We start from the raw sequence: 15550 nt of genomic DNA, 5'->3' as shown, positions 1-15550 counted from the left end.
TGTGTTGTTGAGCCTTACTTCTTTGCGTCTGCGTCCGTACTCAAAGGCCGCCACTTGTGGCCTTTTTGTGCGAGCAATGCATCGGCTTCGGCCGGACCCTCGCTGCCAGCGGCGTAGCCGTGAAGCGGCAGCGGACTGCCTTTCGGATGCAGCACGTCGTCCACCGCGGCCCAGCTCGTTTCAATGCTGTCGGCACGTTGAAACAGCGTCTCGTCGCCCAGCATGCAGTCATACAGCAACGTTTCGTAGCCCACGTTCGGCTGTTCCGCGAAGAAATCGCCGTAATTGAAGGACGATTGCACGGCGCCCATCTGCATGATGGGACCTGGCGCCTTCACGTTGAAGTCGAAACTCGTGCCATGCGTTGGATCGATCCGCAAGGTCAGCACGTTCGGCGTCAATGCGTCGACAGGCGTGTCGCGAAACAGGCGGAACGGCACCGCTTTCAGTTGCACGGAGATCTCCGTGCGGCGCGCGGCAAGGCGCTTGCCGGTACGCAGATAAAACGGCACGCCGGCCCAACGCCAGTTTTCGATGAACACGCGCGCCGCCGCGTAGGTTTCCGTCTGGCTGTCGGATCCGACGTCCGGTTCCTCGCGGTAACCGGGACCCGCCGGACCCTTCTCGTACTGGCCAAACACCACGTCGTCCGCTTTCAGGCGCTGGATCGCGTCGGAGATATCGGCCTTCTTGTCGCGCACCGCTTCGGCGTCGAACGAATTGGGCGGCTCCATGGCCACCATGCCGAGCAACTGGAATAGGTGGTTCGGCACCATGTCGCGAAACGCGCCCGTCTGTTCGTAGAACTTGCCACGGCCTTCCACGCCAATCGTTTCGGATGCCGTGATCTGGACGCACTCGATGTATTCACGCCGCCAGATCGGTTCGAACAACGCGTTGGCAAAGCGGACGGCGAGAATGCTCTGTACCGTATCCTTGCCGAGAAAGTGGTCGATGCGATAAATCTGCTCTTCTTTCGCATAACTCAGGATATGCGCATTGAGGTCGCGCGCAGAAGCCAGATCGGTGCCGAACGGTTTCTCGATCACGATGCGGCGAAAACCCTTGCCGCCGTCGCCTTCATCGAGCAAGCCGGCCTTGCCGAGATGTTCGACAATCGGCTTGAAGAAGCGTGAACCCACCGCGAGATAGAACACCACGTTGCCGTCGGGCGTGTTCTGCAGTTTCTGCTTCAGGCTATTGAACGTATCGTCGCTTTCGAATTCGCCGGCCATATATTCGAGGCGCTGCGCAAGCGAGCCCCAGGCCTTTTCGTCAAGCTTCGAGGTGTGGAAGGTACTGGCCTTATCAGAGGCGAACTGCTGCAGCGCCTTGAACAGATCGTCGCGCCACGCGCTGGTTTCCACCTGCCCGTGATTCACGCCGATGACCTTCGTCTGTGGATCGAGCAGACCATCTACTGTCAGGTTGTACAGCGCCGGCATCAGCAGACGTTTGGTCAGATCGCCCCCTGCGCCGAAGATCACCAGCGTGCAAGCCGGTGCAGGGTGCTTGCCAGCCGGCGCGGCGGGGATGGATGCGTGCGATCCGAGATCCAGCTTCGGACCGGGTGTGGAGGACGTTGAAGCAGATGCGTTCGAAGGAGTCGACATAGGTTCACTCAATCCAGAGAAGCCAATGGAACGGAGGTGGCGGTATATGAAAGACCACGCCCGCCGCCGCACAGTTCAAAAACAGTCGCGAAACGTCTTCTCGCGGAGTTGCGTCATACGTCGAAGCGCCGCCCCGCCCTTCTGCGCTGCGCGCCTACCTCGTCGCCAGCGTTGCCTCGGCGTCTCCCGTGGTGGGCACCGAGCCCGCCTCCGACGCCACACGCGGTTGCAGCAGCAACGCAACGAGCCCGCTCCAGCCGGTCTGATGCGACGCACCGACACCGCGCCCAGTATCCCCGTGAAAGTATTCGTGGAACAGCACGAGGTCGCTCGAGCGCGGGTCGGCTTGCAGCAGCGGATAAGCGCCCATGACCGGGCGCTCGCCCTTGCTGTCCTTCAGAAACAGGGTGGTCGCACGCCTCGCGAGCTGGTCGGCGATTTCGCTCAACGAGAATTTCTGACCCGAACCGGTTGGAAACTCGACGCGGAAATCGTCACCGTAATAGCGGTGAAATTCGTACAGCGATTCGATCAACAGATAGTTGACCGGCATCCAGACCGGTCCGCGCCAGTTCGAATTGCCGCCGAATACGCGTGAATCCGATTCCGCCGGCAGATACTTGACGGAAAAGCTGTCGCCGTTGTGCCTGAAGACGAACGGCTCATCGCGATGCACCCGGGAAAGGGCCCGCACGCCGTGATCGGAAAGAAATTCTGACTCGTCGAGTGCGCGCCGCAACAATGCCTTCATGCGGTGCCCGCGCAGCAGTGACAGCAGCAGGCTGTTGCCCTTGCCCGGCTCGTTCCAGCGCGACACCAGTTTGGCGAGATCGGGACGATGACCGAGAAACCAGAACAGCCGATCGCGCAGCCCCGGCAGCGTGCCGTGCAGGCGCTCTTCGAGGACGTGCACCGCGAAGAGCGGAATCAGCCCGACAATCGAGCGCAACCGCAACGGCACGCTGGAACCGTCGGGCAAGCGCAATTTGTCGTAGAAGAATTCGTCGGCGCCATCCCACAGCCCGGTTTCGCTGTCGTCATCGCAACTGGCCGCTTCGGCGATGTACAGGAAGTGCTCGAAAAACTTCACGCCAATATCGACGAACACGTGATTGGCAAACGCCAGTTCCAGCGCAATGCGCATGAGATCGAGCGCGTAGGCCGCCATCCACGCGGTGCCGTCGGCCTGGTCGATATGGCCACCGGTCGGCAGCGGCGACGAACGGTCGAAGATGCCGACGTTGTCGAGCCCCAGAAAGCCGCCCTGGAAGATGTTGCGGCCGTCGGCGTCCTTGCGGTTCACCCACCACGAAAAATTCAGCAGCAGCTTGTGAAACACGAGTTCGAGGAAATCGCGGTCGCCTTTGCCGGTTAGCGCCCGGTCGATTTCATAGACCCGCCACGCAGCCCACGCGTGGACCGGCGGATTCGCATCGCCGAAGGCCCACTCGTAGGCCGGCAACTGACCATTGGGATGCTGATAGCGGTCTTTCACGAGCAGCAGCAACTGGCGTTTGGCAAACTGCGGATCGATCAGCGCGAACGCGGCGGCGTGAAAGGCCAGGTCCCACGAGGCGTACCACGGATATTCCCACTTGTCGGGCATCGACACGATGTCCGCATTGCTCAGATGCTGCCAGTCGGCGTTACGGCCATGCTTGCGACTCTCGGGCGGCGCCGGTTGCGCCGGATCGCCCTGCAGCCACCGATGCACGTCGAACTGGTAGAACTGCTTGGACCACAGCATGCCGGCGAGCGCCTGCCGTTGCACCAGCCGCGCATCGGGATCGGCCATGTCGTGCTGCAACGCCGCATAAAATTCGTCCGCTTCGGCGCGACGGCGGGCGAACAACGCGTCGGCGTCGAGCGACCCGTTGTCCGGCGCGCATTCGGGCCGCCAACGCAGATAGATCACGGCGCGGCCATGCGGCGCCAGTTCGAGGGGCACGTGCGCGGCCGCCTTGCTGCCTGCGTCGGACCGCACCGCCTGCGCGTCGCCATGCACGAGGTAATCGTTGATGCCGTCCTTGAACGGACCCGCACCGTCCATGCCGAAGAGCCGTTTGACGTTCGTGTCATTCTCGCAGAAGCACCAGGTCAGCTCAGGCGCGTCGTTCGACCACGCGGTGACCACGATCGGGTCGTGCCCCTGCTGGCGCCCCACCAGTTGCGTGACGCCGCGCGACGTTTGCTTCGTGAGCGACGGTCGATCCTTCGTGCCGTTCCACGACCACGTGTTACGCGCCCAGATCTGCGGCAACACGTCGAGCACGGCGGAGCGGTCGCCGCGGTTTTCGACGGTGACCCGCATGAGCATATCTTCGGGCGTTTGCTTGGCGTATTCGACCTGCACGTCGAAATAACAGTTGTCGTCGAACACGCCGGTATCGAGCACTTCGTACTCGGGCATATCGGCGCCGCGCCGGGCGTTTTCCTGGATCAGGTCGTCATACGGATACGCGGCATGCGGGTACTTGTACAGCATGCGCATATAAGAATGGGTAGGCGTGCCGTCGAGGTAAAAGTACAGTTCCTTGACGTCTTCACCGTGATTGCCCTGCGAATTGGTAAGGCCGAACAGCCGCTCCTTGATGATCGGATCCTGACGGTTCCAGAGCGCGAGGGAGATGCACCAGTTCAGTTTGTCGTCGCCAAAGCCGGCCATGCCGTCCTCGCCCCAGCGATACGCGCGGCTACGGGCTTGATCGTGCGGGAAATGGTCCCACGCCGTACCGTTTTCGCTGTAATCCTCGCGCACGGTGCCCCATTGACGCTCGCTCAAATAGGGGCCCCAGCGCTGCCAGCGGGCGCATTCGCTGGAGTGCAGGCGGGCGCCTTCGATGGTTGCGAGCAGATTGGCGGCACGCAGTGGCGGCATGGACGAGTCCCTTGCTATCAAGCCTCGCGGCGGGACTCACATCGTAGCGCTTTTTGCGTGGCGCAGGCGTCAACAAGGGCTGGCGGTTGTCTACCCGTTCGCCAGCATCCGCTTCACGCGCAACAATTCGCCCAGCGACCAGGCCTGGAACGGCGTACCGCCCGGTTGATGCGGCGCATCGCCGTCGGCGACTTCGCAGATGTGATCGAGGCCATCGTGATCCAGATGTTCGATCAGCGGCGCGAGAAAACGCGTGCGAGCTTGCGCTTTCGCGCCGTTGTCCGGTTGATGCACGCGCAACCATGCCTCGACGAATGGCCCGACCAGCCACGGCCACACCGTCCCCTGGTGATAAGCACCGTCGCGCTCCACGGGACTGCCCGCGTAGCGTCCCCGATAAGCGGGATCGGACGGTGCCAGGGTGCGCAAACCCAGCGGCGTCAGCAGATGCGTTTCCACCTGGTCGACCACCGCGCGTGCCGCCGCCCCTTCGAGCAAGGGAAACGGCAAGCCGCCCACGGCGAAAATCTGATTCGGCCGGATCGATCGATCGATGGCGCCCGCGACGTGATCCACATCCACGTTGTCGAACAATGCGCCGCTCACGGGATCGGTAAACCGCTCGTGGAACGCCTGCGATGCCCGCGCCGCAGCGTCCTGCCATTGCGCGTTCCAGCGAGCCGCAATACGCAGGGCGTTGATCCAGAGCGCTTGCACCTCGACCGGCTTGCCGATGCGCGGCGTCACGACCCAGTCGCCAACCTTGGCGTCCATCCACGTCAGTTGCACACCCGGCACACCGGCGCGCAAGAGTCCGTCGTCGTCGACGCGAATCCCGAAGCGCGTGCCTCCGCTATATCCCGTGAGAATGGCCTCGACGGCCTGCTGCAGGCGCTGACGCGTGGTGTCGCCGGCCTGCCCTGCTGCCAGATACTCGTGCACGGCAACCACGAACCACAGCGACGCATCGACGGCGTTGTATTCCGGCGTGCTGCCGTAATCGGGAAAACGGTTCGGCAGCATTCCCTCGGAAAGCGTATTGGCCCATTCGAGCAGAATCGCCTCCGCTGCCTCGAGGCGGCCGGAGGCGAGCAGCAAGCCGCGCATGGCGATGAAGGTATCGCGTCCCCAATCGGTGAACCATGGAAACCCGGCAAGCAAGGTGCGACCGCCGTCGCGTGCCACCAGATACGCATCGGCGGAGCGATGCAGGCGCGACGCGAACGCGTTGCGCCGCGCGTGCTCCGCGTCGGCGAGCGTCTTGATGCGTTCAACCGCCGGGGTCGTGTCCGTGGGCGCGTTGGCTTGCAGGATCATCCATGCTTCGCCGTTTGCCAGCGGGAAAGTGAATACGCCGGGCGTCGCCAGGTCTTCGCTGAAATCGAGCCCGCGTTCGCGCTCGCGTACGTAGCAGAAGTTTCGGTACCAATCGGGCGCGTGGGTGTAAGTCCCGTTGCTCGACGCGTGGATCACCGGCACATCGCCGTAGGGTTGCCAGCTCACGCAGGCGCGAGCTTCATCGACGTCTGCATTGAAACTGAAAGCCGGGTTTTCATGGTGCAGTGCATGGTAATCGCGGCCCGACAACAACGGCCGCACATGCAACGTATAGTCGCTCGCAGTGCTGCCGCTCGCGCCGCCCGGCTCGCCCCGCTCGACCCGCCAGCGCAACACGGTCTCGCAGGTTGCCTTCGCCACGAAGACCTCGGCGATCAGCACCGCGTCTCCTTCGAGCTGAAAACGCCAGGTCGGCCATGGCTGGGTATCGAAGCCCACCAGGCTGGAGGAAATGTCGGGGTAGACCAGATCTGGCACGTAACGCTGCATGCTCAGCGCATAACGCTTGCCATCCGCCTCGAGCCACGCCTCGATGCCGTTCACCAGCACCATGCGTCCACCCGGCGGATGCGTGGCCGTCAACAACAGTGCGTGATAGCGGCGCGTGCGCGCGGTGCTGACCGTTCCCGACGCGAATCCTCCAAAGCCATCGGCTTCGAGCCACTCATGCTCGGACTGAGAAGAATCGAAAGGCCTGTCGATGTGCGTCATGGTTTGCGTTCACCGTCTGTTCGCCTCCGATATTACCGACTTACGCGCGAGCAGGCGAAAACGAAGGGATTTTTCGTCTCATGCATGAAAAATCCCACTCTGCGACCCTCAAGCTCCCAGCAGTACTCCGGTACGCACAGGCCGCGTGCCCGTCACCCGCCCGAGCGGTGCGCCTGCGGTGACGAAACGGATCGCGCGGCGCATATACAGAATCCCCTCTGTCTTGCTGCTGATCGCGGTGGTTTCGTCCGTCAGCGGGTCGATGATATCGAAGAGCGGATCGCCCACGCGGATGGTGTCGCCAATGTTCACCCGGTGCACCAGAATTCCGCTGACCGGTGCGTAGAACTGTTCGCTGCCGGCAAGCGGTGTCGCCGGTGTGAGCAATTCGGGCAGCGGCTTCGCTTCACCGCGAATCGCTTTGCGGTGGATCAGGTAATCGATCAGCGCGTCCGCGTCCTGTTGCGCCACCGCGTACGAGACGTCGCGCTGGCCGCGGCATTCCACCGTCACGGCGATCGTGCCGTTGTCCACCGGTTGATGCGCCGGCAGATCTTGCTGCAGTTGCCACCACAACAGACTATGCGTCTCGTCGAACGCTTCACCGCCGGAGTCGGTGGCGAGCAGCGAGGCCTGCGAGCCGAGATAGCGCGCGAGCGGCTCGAAGTCGGACCATGCGGATTCGCTGGTGTACACATGCATGACCGCCTCCAGCGAGCAATGCAGATCGATTACCACGTCTGCATCGAACGAGAGTTTGAGCAACGCCAGTTGCAGCGATTCGAATTCGGTCAGCGGCTTGTGCTGTGCCAGTTGCTCGCTCACTAGTTGCCGGACAATCTGGCGATTGGCCGTCACGTCCGCTCCGAGCGATTCCTTCGCGCGCTCCAGCAGGCGCGTGAACTGCAGGAAATGGCGGTTGAAGTTCTTGCCGCTGCCCAGATCGAAACGGCCAAGGAATTGCCCTAGCACGTATTGTCCGAGTCCGACCGGATTGGCGACGGGCACGACCACGATCTGCGCAGTCAGCGCGCCTTGCGCCTCGAGTTCGAGCAGACGGCGCTTCAACAGCACGGTCGTAAGCATGGCGGGCGTTTCATCGGCGTGCAGGGTCGACTGCAGATAGATCTTCTGAGCGCTATCTTCCGGGCCGAAATGGAAGCTCACCAGTTCACGGTGCGTCCCGATGGCGGGTGACAGAAGCGGAATCGATTGTTTTTTCATGTGCGATGAGGTGAAGACAAACGGTAGGCATGCGCGGGAACGCGATGGACGCGCTCAATTGCCGCCGTACGGGTCGAAATCGAAATACTTGTGGGCGATCTGCGCATACGTGCCGTCTTTGAGCATCGCGGCAATCGCGGCGTTGATGGACGCCTGTAAGGCCGTCTCATCCTTACGCAGGCCGATGCCTACGCCGCGGTCGCCCATTGAAAGCGGCGCGCCCGCGAATGCAAAGCCTTTGCCGGCCGGCGTGCGCAGAAAGCCCTGATCGGCTTCCACCGTGCCCAGCAGGGCGCCGTCGAGGCGACCGTTGCTCAGGTCGGTGAAGACTTCATCCTGGCTTTTGTACGCCACCACATTGACGCCGTGCGGCGCCCAATTGGCTTGCGCGTAAGTCTCGAACTGCGTGCCCGACTGCACGCCAATCTGCTTGCCGGCCAGCGACGCCGCCGCATCGCTCAGTCCCGAGCCCTGCTTCGCCACGAGGCGCGACTTGAACTGGAACAGCTTCGCCGAAAACAGAATCTGTTGTTCGCGCTTGGCGGTGATGGCCATCGACGACATGATCGCGTCGATCTTGCGCGCCTGCAGCGCCGGAATCATCCCGGAGAATTCGAGCTCGACCCATTGGCAATGCGCGTGGATGCGTCGGCAGATTTCGTTGCCCAGATCGACATCCAAACCCTTCACGCTGCCGTCCGGCGCTTTGGCGTCCATGGGCGGATAGCTCGGATCGATACCAAGCCGCAGCGTGGCGCCGTCAGCGGCAAACGCACCGCTGCTGAAACTCAGCGCGGCAATCAGGATCATTAACGGAGTCTTCATGGAGAGCCGGTCGGATAGAGAGGTGACAGGGAATGGCAAAAGCCGTGGTCGGGCTCATGCTAACCCTCACCGGTGCTTCAAAGAAGTCCTTGGAGGGATATCATGATCGCTTTTACCGATCACCAAATCATCGACCGCCATGGCTCTGACGATATCCCAGTTGCGCGTCTTTACCGCGGTCGCCGAACACGGCAGCATTCGCGCGGCGTCACGGGCGTTAGGCACGGCGCAAAGCGGCGTCACCCAGCAATTGCAAAATCTCGAACTGATCCTCGGCGCCACGCTGTTTACCCGCACCAACCGTGGCATCGCGCTGACGGCGCTCGGTCAGCGGCTGTTGCAGCGGGCCGGCGCCATTCTCGGCGAGTGCGAACGGGTCGAGCAGGAGGTGCAGCAGTTGCGCGGCGATTATGTCGGCGAGGTCTCGCTCGGCATGACCACCGAGCCGCTGATCGACACCCTGGCGCCCGTGCTGACCGAATTCCGCGCACGTTTTCCGCGGGTGGCCGTGCATCTGCGCACGGGCACCTCACGCATGATGATTGCGTGGATTCGCGAGGGCACGCTGGACTTCGCCGCGGCGCTCGTTTCGAAGCACACGGACACGACCGATCTGTCCGTGACCACCCTCTATCCGTCCGATCCGGTGATCGTATGCCGGCGCGGCCATCCGCAAGCGCAGGCCAGTTCGCTTGCCGAGTTGACCGACTGCAGCTGGATCGCCACCCGCTCGCCGAATCTGACCGATGACCCGCAGGCCAATCGTCTCAGCGACTTCTTCGCAAGCCATGGCCTGCCACCGCCGAAGATCATCGCGACGGTGGAAGGACTGTTCGAGAGCCTGCATCTGGTCGGAGAGACCGATTGCCTGTCGCTGGAGTCGTCGATCGTGACGCGGCATCCGCTGTTTGCTCAGACACTGACCGCGATCCCGGTGCACGAGCGCGTGGTCGAGCAGAACGTCTGCTTGCTCCAGCGTGCCGCAATTCCGGTGACACCGGCCGCGCAGGAACTCGCCACCATGATCGCCTCGTACACGCGCACGGTCCGCGCCCGCACCGGATCGTAATGGCGACGCGCTCCCACGCATGGCGTGCATGGAGAGACACCTGGACTTGTAATTGAATAGGCTGACTTAGCCGCCAAACCCTCGCCGTCACCGGACAACGCTCCGGTCCGCGCCGCCAGCAGGTTACGATGATCACCAGAATCCATGATCAGCCGGCAAGATGTTCGCGCAGCATGCGCGATCACGCCAGACCGGGCGAGGAGACACGTGACATGCTTGCGAGATGAGCATCCTGCCAACCCAACCCCGATCAATTGGCCCTTCCATGCGAGTCCTATTCGTCGTCGGCAATCTGGGTGACTATCACGTGCCGCGGTATCAGGCGCTCTTGCGACTGGCCCAAAGCCGAGGTCATGAGGTGTTTCTTGTCGAAGTGTTCGGCAAATCCGGTGTTTACGGTTTTCCTCAGGACCGCCGCGCGGCCTTCTTCGATACCCATCCTGCGAACTGCGTCACGCTGATCGAAGACGCCAGCGAAGGCGACGGTCACACCATTCGCGTGGCAATCGAACTGCTGTCCGTGTTTCGTTCGTTCGCGCCGGACGTGACCGTCACTCTCGGCTACAACACCAATTACTCCATTGTTCTGTGCATCCTGAAGGCGCTGACGCGCCGCTTCTCCCTGATCTACATGTCGGACTCGAAAGCCGACGACGGCAAGCGCTATGCGCTCAAGGAGCGCTTGAAACGCATGCTGGTATCGAGGTTCGATGGCGCGTTGGTTGCGGGCGAAAAACATCGTACGTACGCCGCATCTTTGGGTATCCCGATGGATCGGTCACGGGTCGGATTCGACGTGATTGATGTCGACTACTTTTCGCGAGTGGCGCGCGAAGCCGCTTCGAACGCGCCTGACATCCGCGCGCACTTCACGCTGCCGCCACGCTATATGCTATGCGTCAGCCGCTTCGTGGCGCGCAAGAATATCGATCTGCTGATTAGCGCGTTCTATCAATCCGGACTCCATACGACAGGGGTTTCGCTCGTGCTGGTCGGGCAAGGTCCGTGCAAGGATTCGCTGCTGGAGCAGATCGACCGGTTGGGTTTGGCAAAACACGTGGTCATTTTGAGTTCGGTGCCGAACCAGCATATGCCCGGCCTTTATGCCCTGGCGGATTTCATCGTGCTGGCCAGCCAGTTCGATCAATGGGGCTTGTGTGTCAATGAAGCGTTTGCGGCAGGCACTCCGGCGATCGTCACGCACGCCTGTGGCGTGGCGAACGAACTCGTGCAGGACGGCGTCAATGGCTTCATCGTGGAACCCGGCGACGAATCCGCGCTCACGGCAAAAATCATACAACTGGGCAGCGATAGCGCGCTGCGCGAGCGGTTCTCGGCCAACGCGGTCACCTCGGTCAGACGCTGGACTCCGGCGCTCTTCGCATCGAACACCATCGATCTCGCCGAATCCATGATTGGCCCGGCGACCCGCACGCAAGAAGTCGCTTAAACGTCATAGCGGCCCCGCGCGTCGTCGCGGGAGACGTTTGCGAAGTCGCACTATCGCAGATCAGAGATTCGGCGCAAACACCAAACCCGAACCCGGCACCATACGGCGCTTGAGAATGCGCGCGACCGAATACATCGTACTAAGTCGCTCCACCCCGAGCCGTTGCTTCAAAACCCCGCCGAAACCATCCAGAAAATTGTAGGTCGCAGGACTGGAAAAGCCGTCGAAGTCGAACGTCAGCTTGCGCTCGAGGGCGTGTTGCATCGCGGTCCAGATCAGCAGGCTGATCGACCCGGCATGCGCGCCCAGCGTGCGCGACGAAAGCAGGTAATGCATTTCATGACGGTCCCACACGAGCCCGATTGCGGCAACCAGTTTCCCTCCCGGTCCATAGGCGCCCAGCAGATGTCCGGCTTTGCGCTCGACAAACGCGTTGACGAGCTGGCGCATCACCACCGATCCATACGCATTCGTACGTGAACGGTCTTGCAGATTCGCTTCGTAGAACTGCAGGAATTCGCTCGGCGTGGCGATAGGCGCGACGGTCAGCTTCTTGTCGGCACTGCGGATGACATTGCGGGTCTTGCCGTGCAGACGCGTCCATGCATCCGCAACCGTGCAGTCGGGTGCGATCTGAAACGTATAGCGCGCGGACACCGTGAAGCCGTGCAAGGCGAAAGCGAGTGCATCCTTGATGCGGGGATCGAAAACCTGAAAGAAGCTATCGAACAGCGGCAACTGCTCGATCAGTTCCGTCGTGACGCTCAGCCGATGATGCTGTTCGTGAGCGCCATCCAGGCCGAGTGACGGAATGACGGGACCCAGGGTGCGCGTGAGCGGTGGCAGTTGCGAGATCCGCCACATGCCCTTGCGCGTGGAGTAGTACGGCAACTCGCCGAGCACCTTGGCGCCGCGCACGACTTTAGCCATGCTCCAGTTGCCACCGGTGGCAATGTCGAGCCACCACGGTTCATGGAAGATGGAGTGGGCCGCAGACTCGTCCGGCAGGCGCACCTGCGCGGCCGGAGAGGGCATGGCGGTGAGGCCGCGCGTCACGCGCTCAGGAGGCAACGCCGGGTCTCGCAGTGTTGTCATCGGCGACTCACATTGTTCCGGGCCTGACCATGCAGTCATCGCCCAGGTCCACCCCAGTTTGATTGCCATACAGGGCCGCTTTCGTGACGGCTAAACGGTGTGCCGTCAGGCACGCTACCGCGACCGCTATTCCCGCACAGCCCGCACGCAGCATCGACTCGATTAACCCGAGTCTATTCGTAGTCCGGTAGTGCTTTTACGCCAAAATCGAGAGTCCGACGGGTGGGTTCGCGTCAGCGGCCGCGCGCCCGTTTTACGGGCAACCTTGGGTCAGGCACGTGAGGCCGCAACGCAATGCAGACACGAAAACGTTTGCCTTCGACAAACATAGTTCGATCTGCCGATTATCCTTGCCACCTAAAACATGGACCCGGCATACTGTGCCGCGCCGATCAGGACACCGTTGCATCTCGGCATGATGTATCGCACGACCAGCGCATAGCAGGTCAGTCGCGCGGGGCACAATAAAAATTGACGGGTATTGCGAGGAAACCATGAACACACGCTTGAGCAGTATCGAACTGCGTCAGCTCGATCTTGCAGATCCGCAGGTCGCGACACTCCATCTGGAATGCCTCGACGCTGAAAAGCGCTTGCGAGGCGCGCGCAAAATGGCGGCCGCAGCCGTCTTCCAGTTGCGAGAGAAACAGCTCAACGAACTATGGTCGCGTCTCAGTGAAGTCGACACCCAACTGTGCGACGCGTTGCAAGAAGGCGTGCGCGACTGGCACGAAGTGGCAGTGAAACTGCGCGGCGGCGAGTGAAGCGTCGCGTCAGGGACGCAGCAGATCGAAACCGCCCAGCACGACAACGCCACTCAACGCGATCAATGCGACCGAGTGCTGTCCGAAATACAGAATGGCTGCGGCCGACCACGTCGCAAGAGAAAAGGCGGCAATACGTTTCATGGTGAAATGGACGCAACGGCTAAATCCGTATGCGACCCTCATATAATTAGCTATGCAACTATCAAGTGAAAAAAAGCGCGCTTAAGGCAGTGCCGCGCGCACCTCACGAATCGCGGATACCGCGCCCGTAAACTCGGTACTGCCCAGCACTCTTTTGAGTCTGGCCGTCACCGCGCCGCTCGCGCCGTTCAACTCGGCCTTGATCGCGAGCGCCTTGGCCGTTGGGAAAATGGAGACTTCGCGACCGTCTTCTCCGGTGCGGCGGCGTTCGATATAGCCCTTTGCTTCGAGTCCATCCAGTGCGCGCGTGGCCGTGGGCCTCGCGATGGACAACTCGTCCGAGAGTTCACGTTGCAGCATGCCTGGACGATCGATCACCGCCCGCAGCATGAAGCCTTGCGGCGGCGTCACCTCGAATGGCTCGAATGCTTCCGCCCATTCGCGTTCAAGACGACGGGCCAGCGCTGAGGTGTTGAAGTAAAGGCAATGATCGAACATGGAACAAGAGTAACGGAATATAGTTAGCAATGCAACTACATTCGGGATGCCGGACGCGCAAAGGGCATACCGTACCCAGCATCCGCGGCCCTCGACCTACTCTGCGGGATCCTGAAACAGTTCAGCGCACAGGCTGCGGCCCGCATCGCTCAGCCGCGCGCTACCGGTGCCTTCCTCTGTCAGCGACGTCTCTGCAATGCCGCCCTCCACCAGCGCCGTCAGTTGACGCCGCAGCGCACTCATCGGCACACCGGCCTGCTTCGAGAGTTTCGCCAGCGACCAGTCACGTCCCGGCCTTTCCTGCTCGGCGCGCCATAGTTGCGCCAGGATGGCGACCACCATCGGATCGACTTCGTCGTTCATCAGTGTCTCCTCAGGCCATCTCGGCAACGAGACCGCCTAGCGTCATGAGCGCCGCCTCGGTCTGCGCGGTCCAGGGATAGCTGTAGTTCAGCCGGATAAAGTGGCTGAAATCATTGCGTGTCGAAAACATGTAGCCAGGACCCACCGTAATGCCGAGTGCGAGCGCCGCCTGGTAAAGCCGCATCGAATTGACGCGTTCGGGCATCTGCACCCACAGCACGTAGCCGCCCTGCGGCACGGAAATACGCGTACCCGTCGGAAAGAAACGCAGCACCATCGCGCTCATCAGGCGAGCCTGCTGCCGGTAGAACTTGCGCAAATGCCGCAGATGGCGGTCGTAGCCATCCTGCCGCAAATAATCGGCGACGGCCACCTGCGGCACGGAAGGTGTCGTCAGCGTGTTCAGGAACTTGAGTTTTTCGACCTGCCCGCGATAGCGGCCCGGCATCGCCCAGCCGATCCGGTACGACGCCGTCAGGCTTTTCGAAAACGAAGCGCAGTGCAGGACCAGCCCTTTGCTGTCGAAGTTCTTGAGCGTGGTGGGTCGCGTGTCGCCGAAATAGAGTTCCTGGTAGACGTCGTTCTCGATCACCGGAATGTCGCGCGCCGCGAGCAGATCGACAAGCTGCTTCTTCCGTTCGTCCGGCATCTGAAAACCCAGCGGATTCTGGAAGTTCGGCATCACCATGCACGCGGCGATCTTTTGCTCGCTGACGACCCGCGCCAGTACCTCGATGTCGATCCCCTCAGTGGGATGCGTCGCCACGGCGATAGCGCGCATGCCCAGCCGTTCAATGGCGTGCAGCATCGCGTAGAACGTCGGCGACTCGACCACCACCGTGTCACCCGGTTTCGCCACCGCCTGCAAGCTCAGATTGATCGCCTCGGTCGCGCCAAGCGTGATGATGATTTCGTCCGGATCCACCGGCACGCCATTTTCGGCGTAGCGCCGCGCGATCTGGCGGATCAGTTCCGGATTGCCCGGCGGCAGGTCGTCGATCAGGTTCCAACTCGAATGACGCCGGGCAATCGCGTTGGCGTACTGGTTGATGCGGCGCCACGGAAATAGCGAGGGGTCCGGATACGGAGAGCCGAACGGCAGCGCCTCGTGCGCGCGGATGCTGCGCAGCGTGGACAGCACCAGACGGCTCACGTCGACTTCCGAAGCCGGTGCGGGAGGCGACGCGGCTGGCTCGCGGCCCATCTGCGGCGTGGCCGCCGGTTCGCGCACGAAATAGCCCGATTGCGGCCGCGTTTCGATCAGGCCGCGGCCTTCCAGCAAGGCGTACGCGTGCAACACGGTCTTGATGCTGACACCGTGCTGCTGGCTCGACTGCCGTACCGACGGAATCCGCTCGCCCACCGCGAACACCCCGCGGCGGACGGCTTCGCCAATTTCATCGGCGAGTTTTTCATAGAGCTTCAAGGGGTCAACTACAGCCAATGACAACGGAGATCACCGCAGTCTATGACAAAACCCGCAAACTGTATCCCTCTTCTTTCCAGTTTTCTGTGTCCCGAGAATTTTTCGGAACACAGTAAGCTTGGACTCATCGGCAACCCCGCCTATTTCAGCCA

The 15550-nt window shown here is 61.9% G+C and carries 13 protein-coding genes; 3 read left to right on the top strand and 10 right to left on the bottom strand.

Going from position 1 to position 15550, the window contains the following annotated elements:
• Positions 1–14: 14 nt before the first annotated feature.
• From zwf to P3T43_RS05185, 5 genes are all read right to left on the bottom strand, one after another.
• The gene (gene zwf, locus P3T43_RS05205; protein ID WP_429279969.1) at positions 15–1613 is read right to left on the bottom strand and encodes a glucose-6-phosphate dehydrogenase; all 1599 of its coding nucleotides are present in this window, start codon (positions 1611–1613) and stop codon (positions 15–17) included.
• 154 nt (positions 1614–1767) lie between these two features.
• The gene (locus tag P3T43_RS05200; protein ID WP_429279968.1) at positions 1768–4491 is read right to left on the bottom strand and encodes an MGH1-like glycoside hydrolase domain-containing protein; all 2724 of its coding nucleotides are present in this window, start codon (positions 4489–4491) and stop codon (positions 1768–1770) included.
• Positions 4492–4581: 90 nt separating this feature from the next.
• Entirely contained in the window at positions 4582–6540 is a 1959-nt protein-coding gene (locus P3T43_RS05195; protein WP_429279967.1) for an amylo-alpha-1,6-glucosidase, read from the bottom strand.
• A 108-nt stretch (positions 6541–6648) separates the two neighbouring features.
• The gene (locus P3T43_RS05190; RefSeq protein ID WP_429279966.1) at positions 6649–7764 is read right to left on the bottom strand and encodes a succinylglutamate desuccinylase/aspartoacylase family protein; all 1116 of its coding nucleotides are present in this window, start codon (positions 7762–7764) and stop codon (positions 6649–6651) included.
• Positions 7765–7818: 54 nt separating this feature from the next.
• Complete coding sequence (locus P3T43_RS05185; protein WP_429279965.1) at positions 7819–8589, bottom strand: transporter substrate-binding domain-containing protein; 771 nt, start codon at positions 8587–8589, stop codon at positions 7819–7821.
• Positions 8590–8728: 139 nt separating this feature from the next.
• On the opposite strand from P3T43_RS05185, the gene P3T43_RS05180 reads away from it, so the two are divergent.
• Positions 8729–9658, top strand: a complete 930-nt coding sequence (locus P3T43_RS05180; protein WP_429279964.1) for a LysR substrate-binding domain-containing protein — start codon at positions 8729–8731, stop codon at positions 9656–9658.
• A gap of 265 nt (positions 9659–9923) precedes the next feature.
• The gene (locus P3T43_RS05175) at positions 9924–11108 is read left to right on the top strand and encodes a glycosyltransferase family 4 protein (RefSeq protein WP_429279963.1); all 1185 of its coding nucleotides are present in this window, start codon (positions 9924–9926) and stop codon (positions 11106–11108) included.
• Positions 11109–11168: 60 nt separating this feature from the next.
• On the opposite strand, the gene P3T43_RS05170 is transcribed toward P3T43_RS05175, so the two are convergent.
• Positions 11169–12203: a GNAT family N-acetyltransferase gene (locus P3T43_RS05170; protein WP_429279962.1), complete on the bottom strand. Its 1035-nt coding sequence runs from the start codon at positions 12201–12203 to the stop codon at positions 11169–11171.
• Positions 12204–12697: 494 nt separating this feature from the next.
• On the opposite strand from P3T43_RS05170, the gene P3T43_RS05165 reads away from it, so the two are divergent.
• Positions 12698–12967: a hypothetical protein gene (locus P3T43_RS05165; RefSeq protein WP_429279961.1), complete on the top strand. Its 270-nt coding sequence runs from the start codon at positions 12698–12700 to the stop codon at positions 12965–12967.
• Positions 12968–12976: 9 nt separating this feature from the next.
• Here the strand turns inward: P3T43_RS05165 and P3T43_RS05160 are convergent, their stop codons facing one another.
• The 4 genes from P3T43_RS05160 to P3T43_RS05145 all read right to left on the bottom strand — a co-directional run bounded on the left by P3T43_RS05160 (position 12977) and on the right by P3T43_RS05145 (position 15398).
• Entirely contained in the window at positions 12977–13111 is a 135-nt protein-coding gene (locus tag P3T43_RS05160; RefSeq protein ID WP_283204765.1) for a hypothetical protein, read from the bottom strand.
• Between the two features lie 81 nt (positions 13112–13192).
• Positions 13193–13609 carry a MarR family winged helix-turn-helix transcriptional regulator gene (locus P3T43_RS05155; RefSeq protein ID WP_429279960.1) on the bottom strand — a complete coding sequence of 139 codons (417 nt, stop codon included), beginning with the start codon at positions 13607–13609 and terminating at the stop codon, positions 13193–13195.
• A 96-nt stretch (positions 13610–13705) separates the two neighbouring features.
• Positions 13706–13975: an ArsR family transcriptional regulator gene (locus P3T43_RS05150; RefSeq protein ID WP_429280164.1), complete on the bottom strand. Its 270-nt coding sequence runs from the start codon at positions 13973–13975 to the stop codon at positions 13706–13708.
• A gap of 7 nt (positions 13976–13982) precedes the next feature.
• A complete protein-coding gene (locus P3T43_RS05145) occupies positions 13983–15398 on the bottom strand; it encodes a PLP-dependent aminotransferase family protein (RefSeq protein WP_429279959.1) in 1416 nt (471 codons plus the stop codon).
• Positions 15399–15550 lie beyond the last annotated feature (152 nt).

The organism is Paraburkholderia sp. GAS41 (assembly GCF_050436545.1).
Lineage (GTDB): Bacteria > Pseudomonadota > Gammaproteobacteria > Burkholderiales > Burkholderiaceae > Paraburkholderia.
The sequence above is the reverse complement of the archived record's forward strand: the minus strand, read 5'-3'. Positions and strand labels throughout refer to the sequence as shown.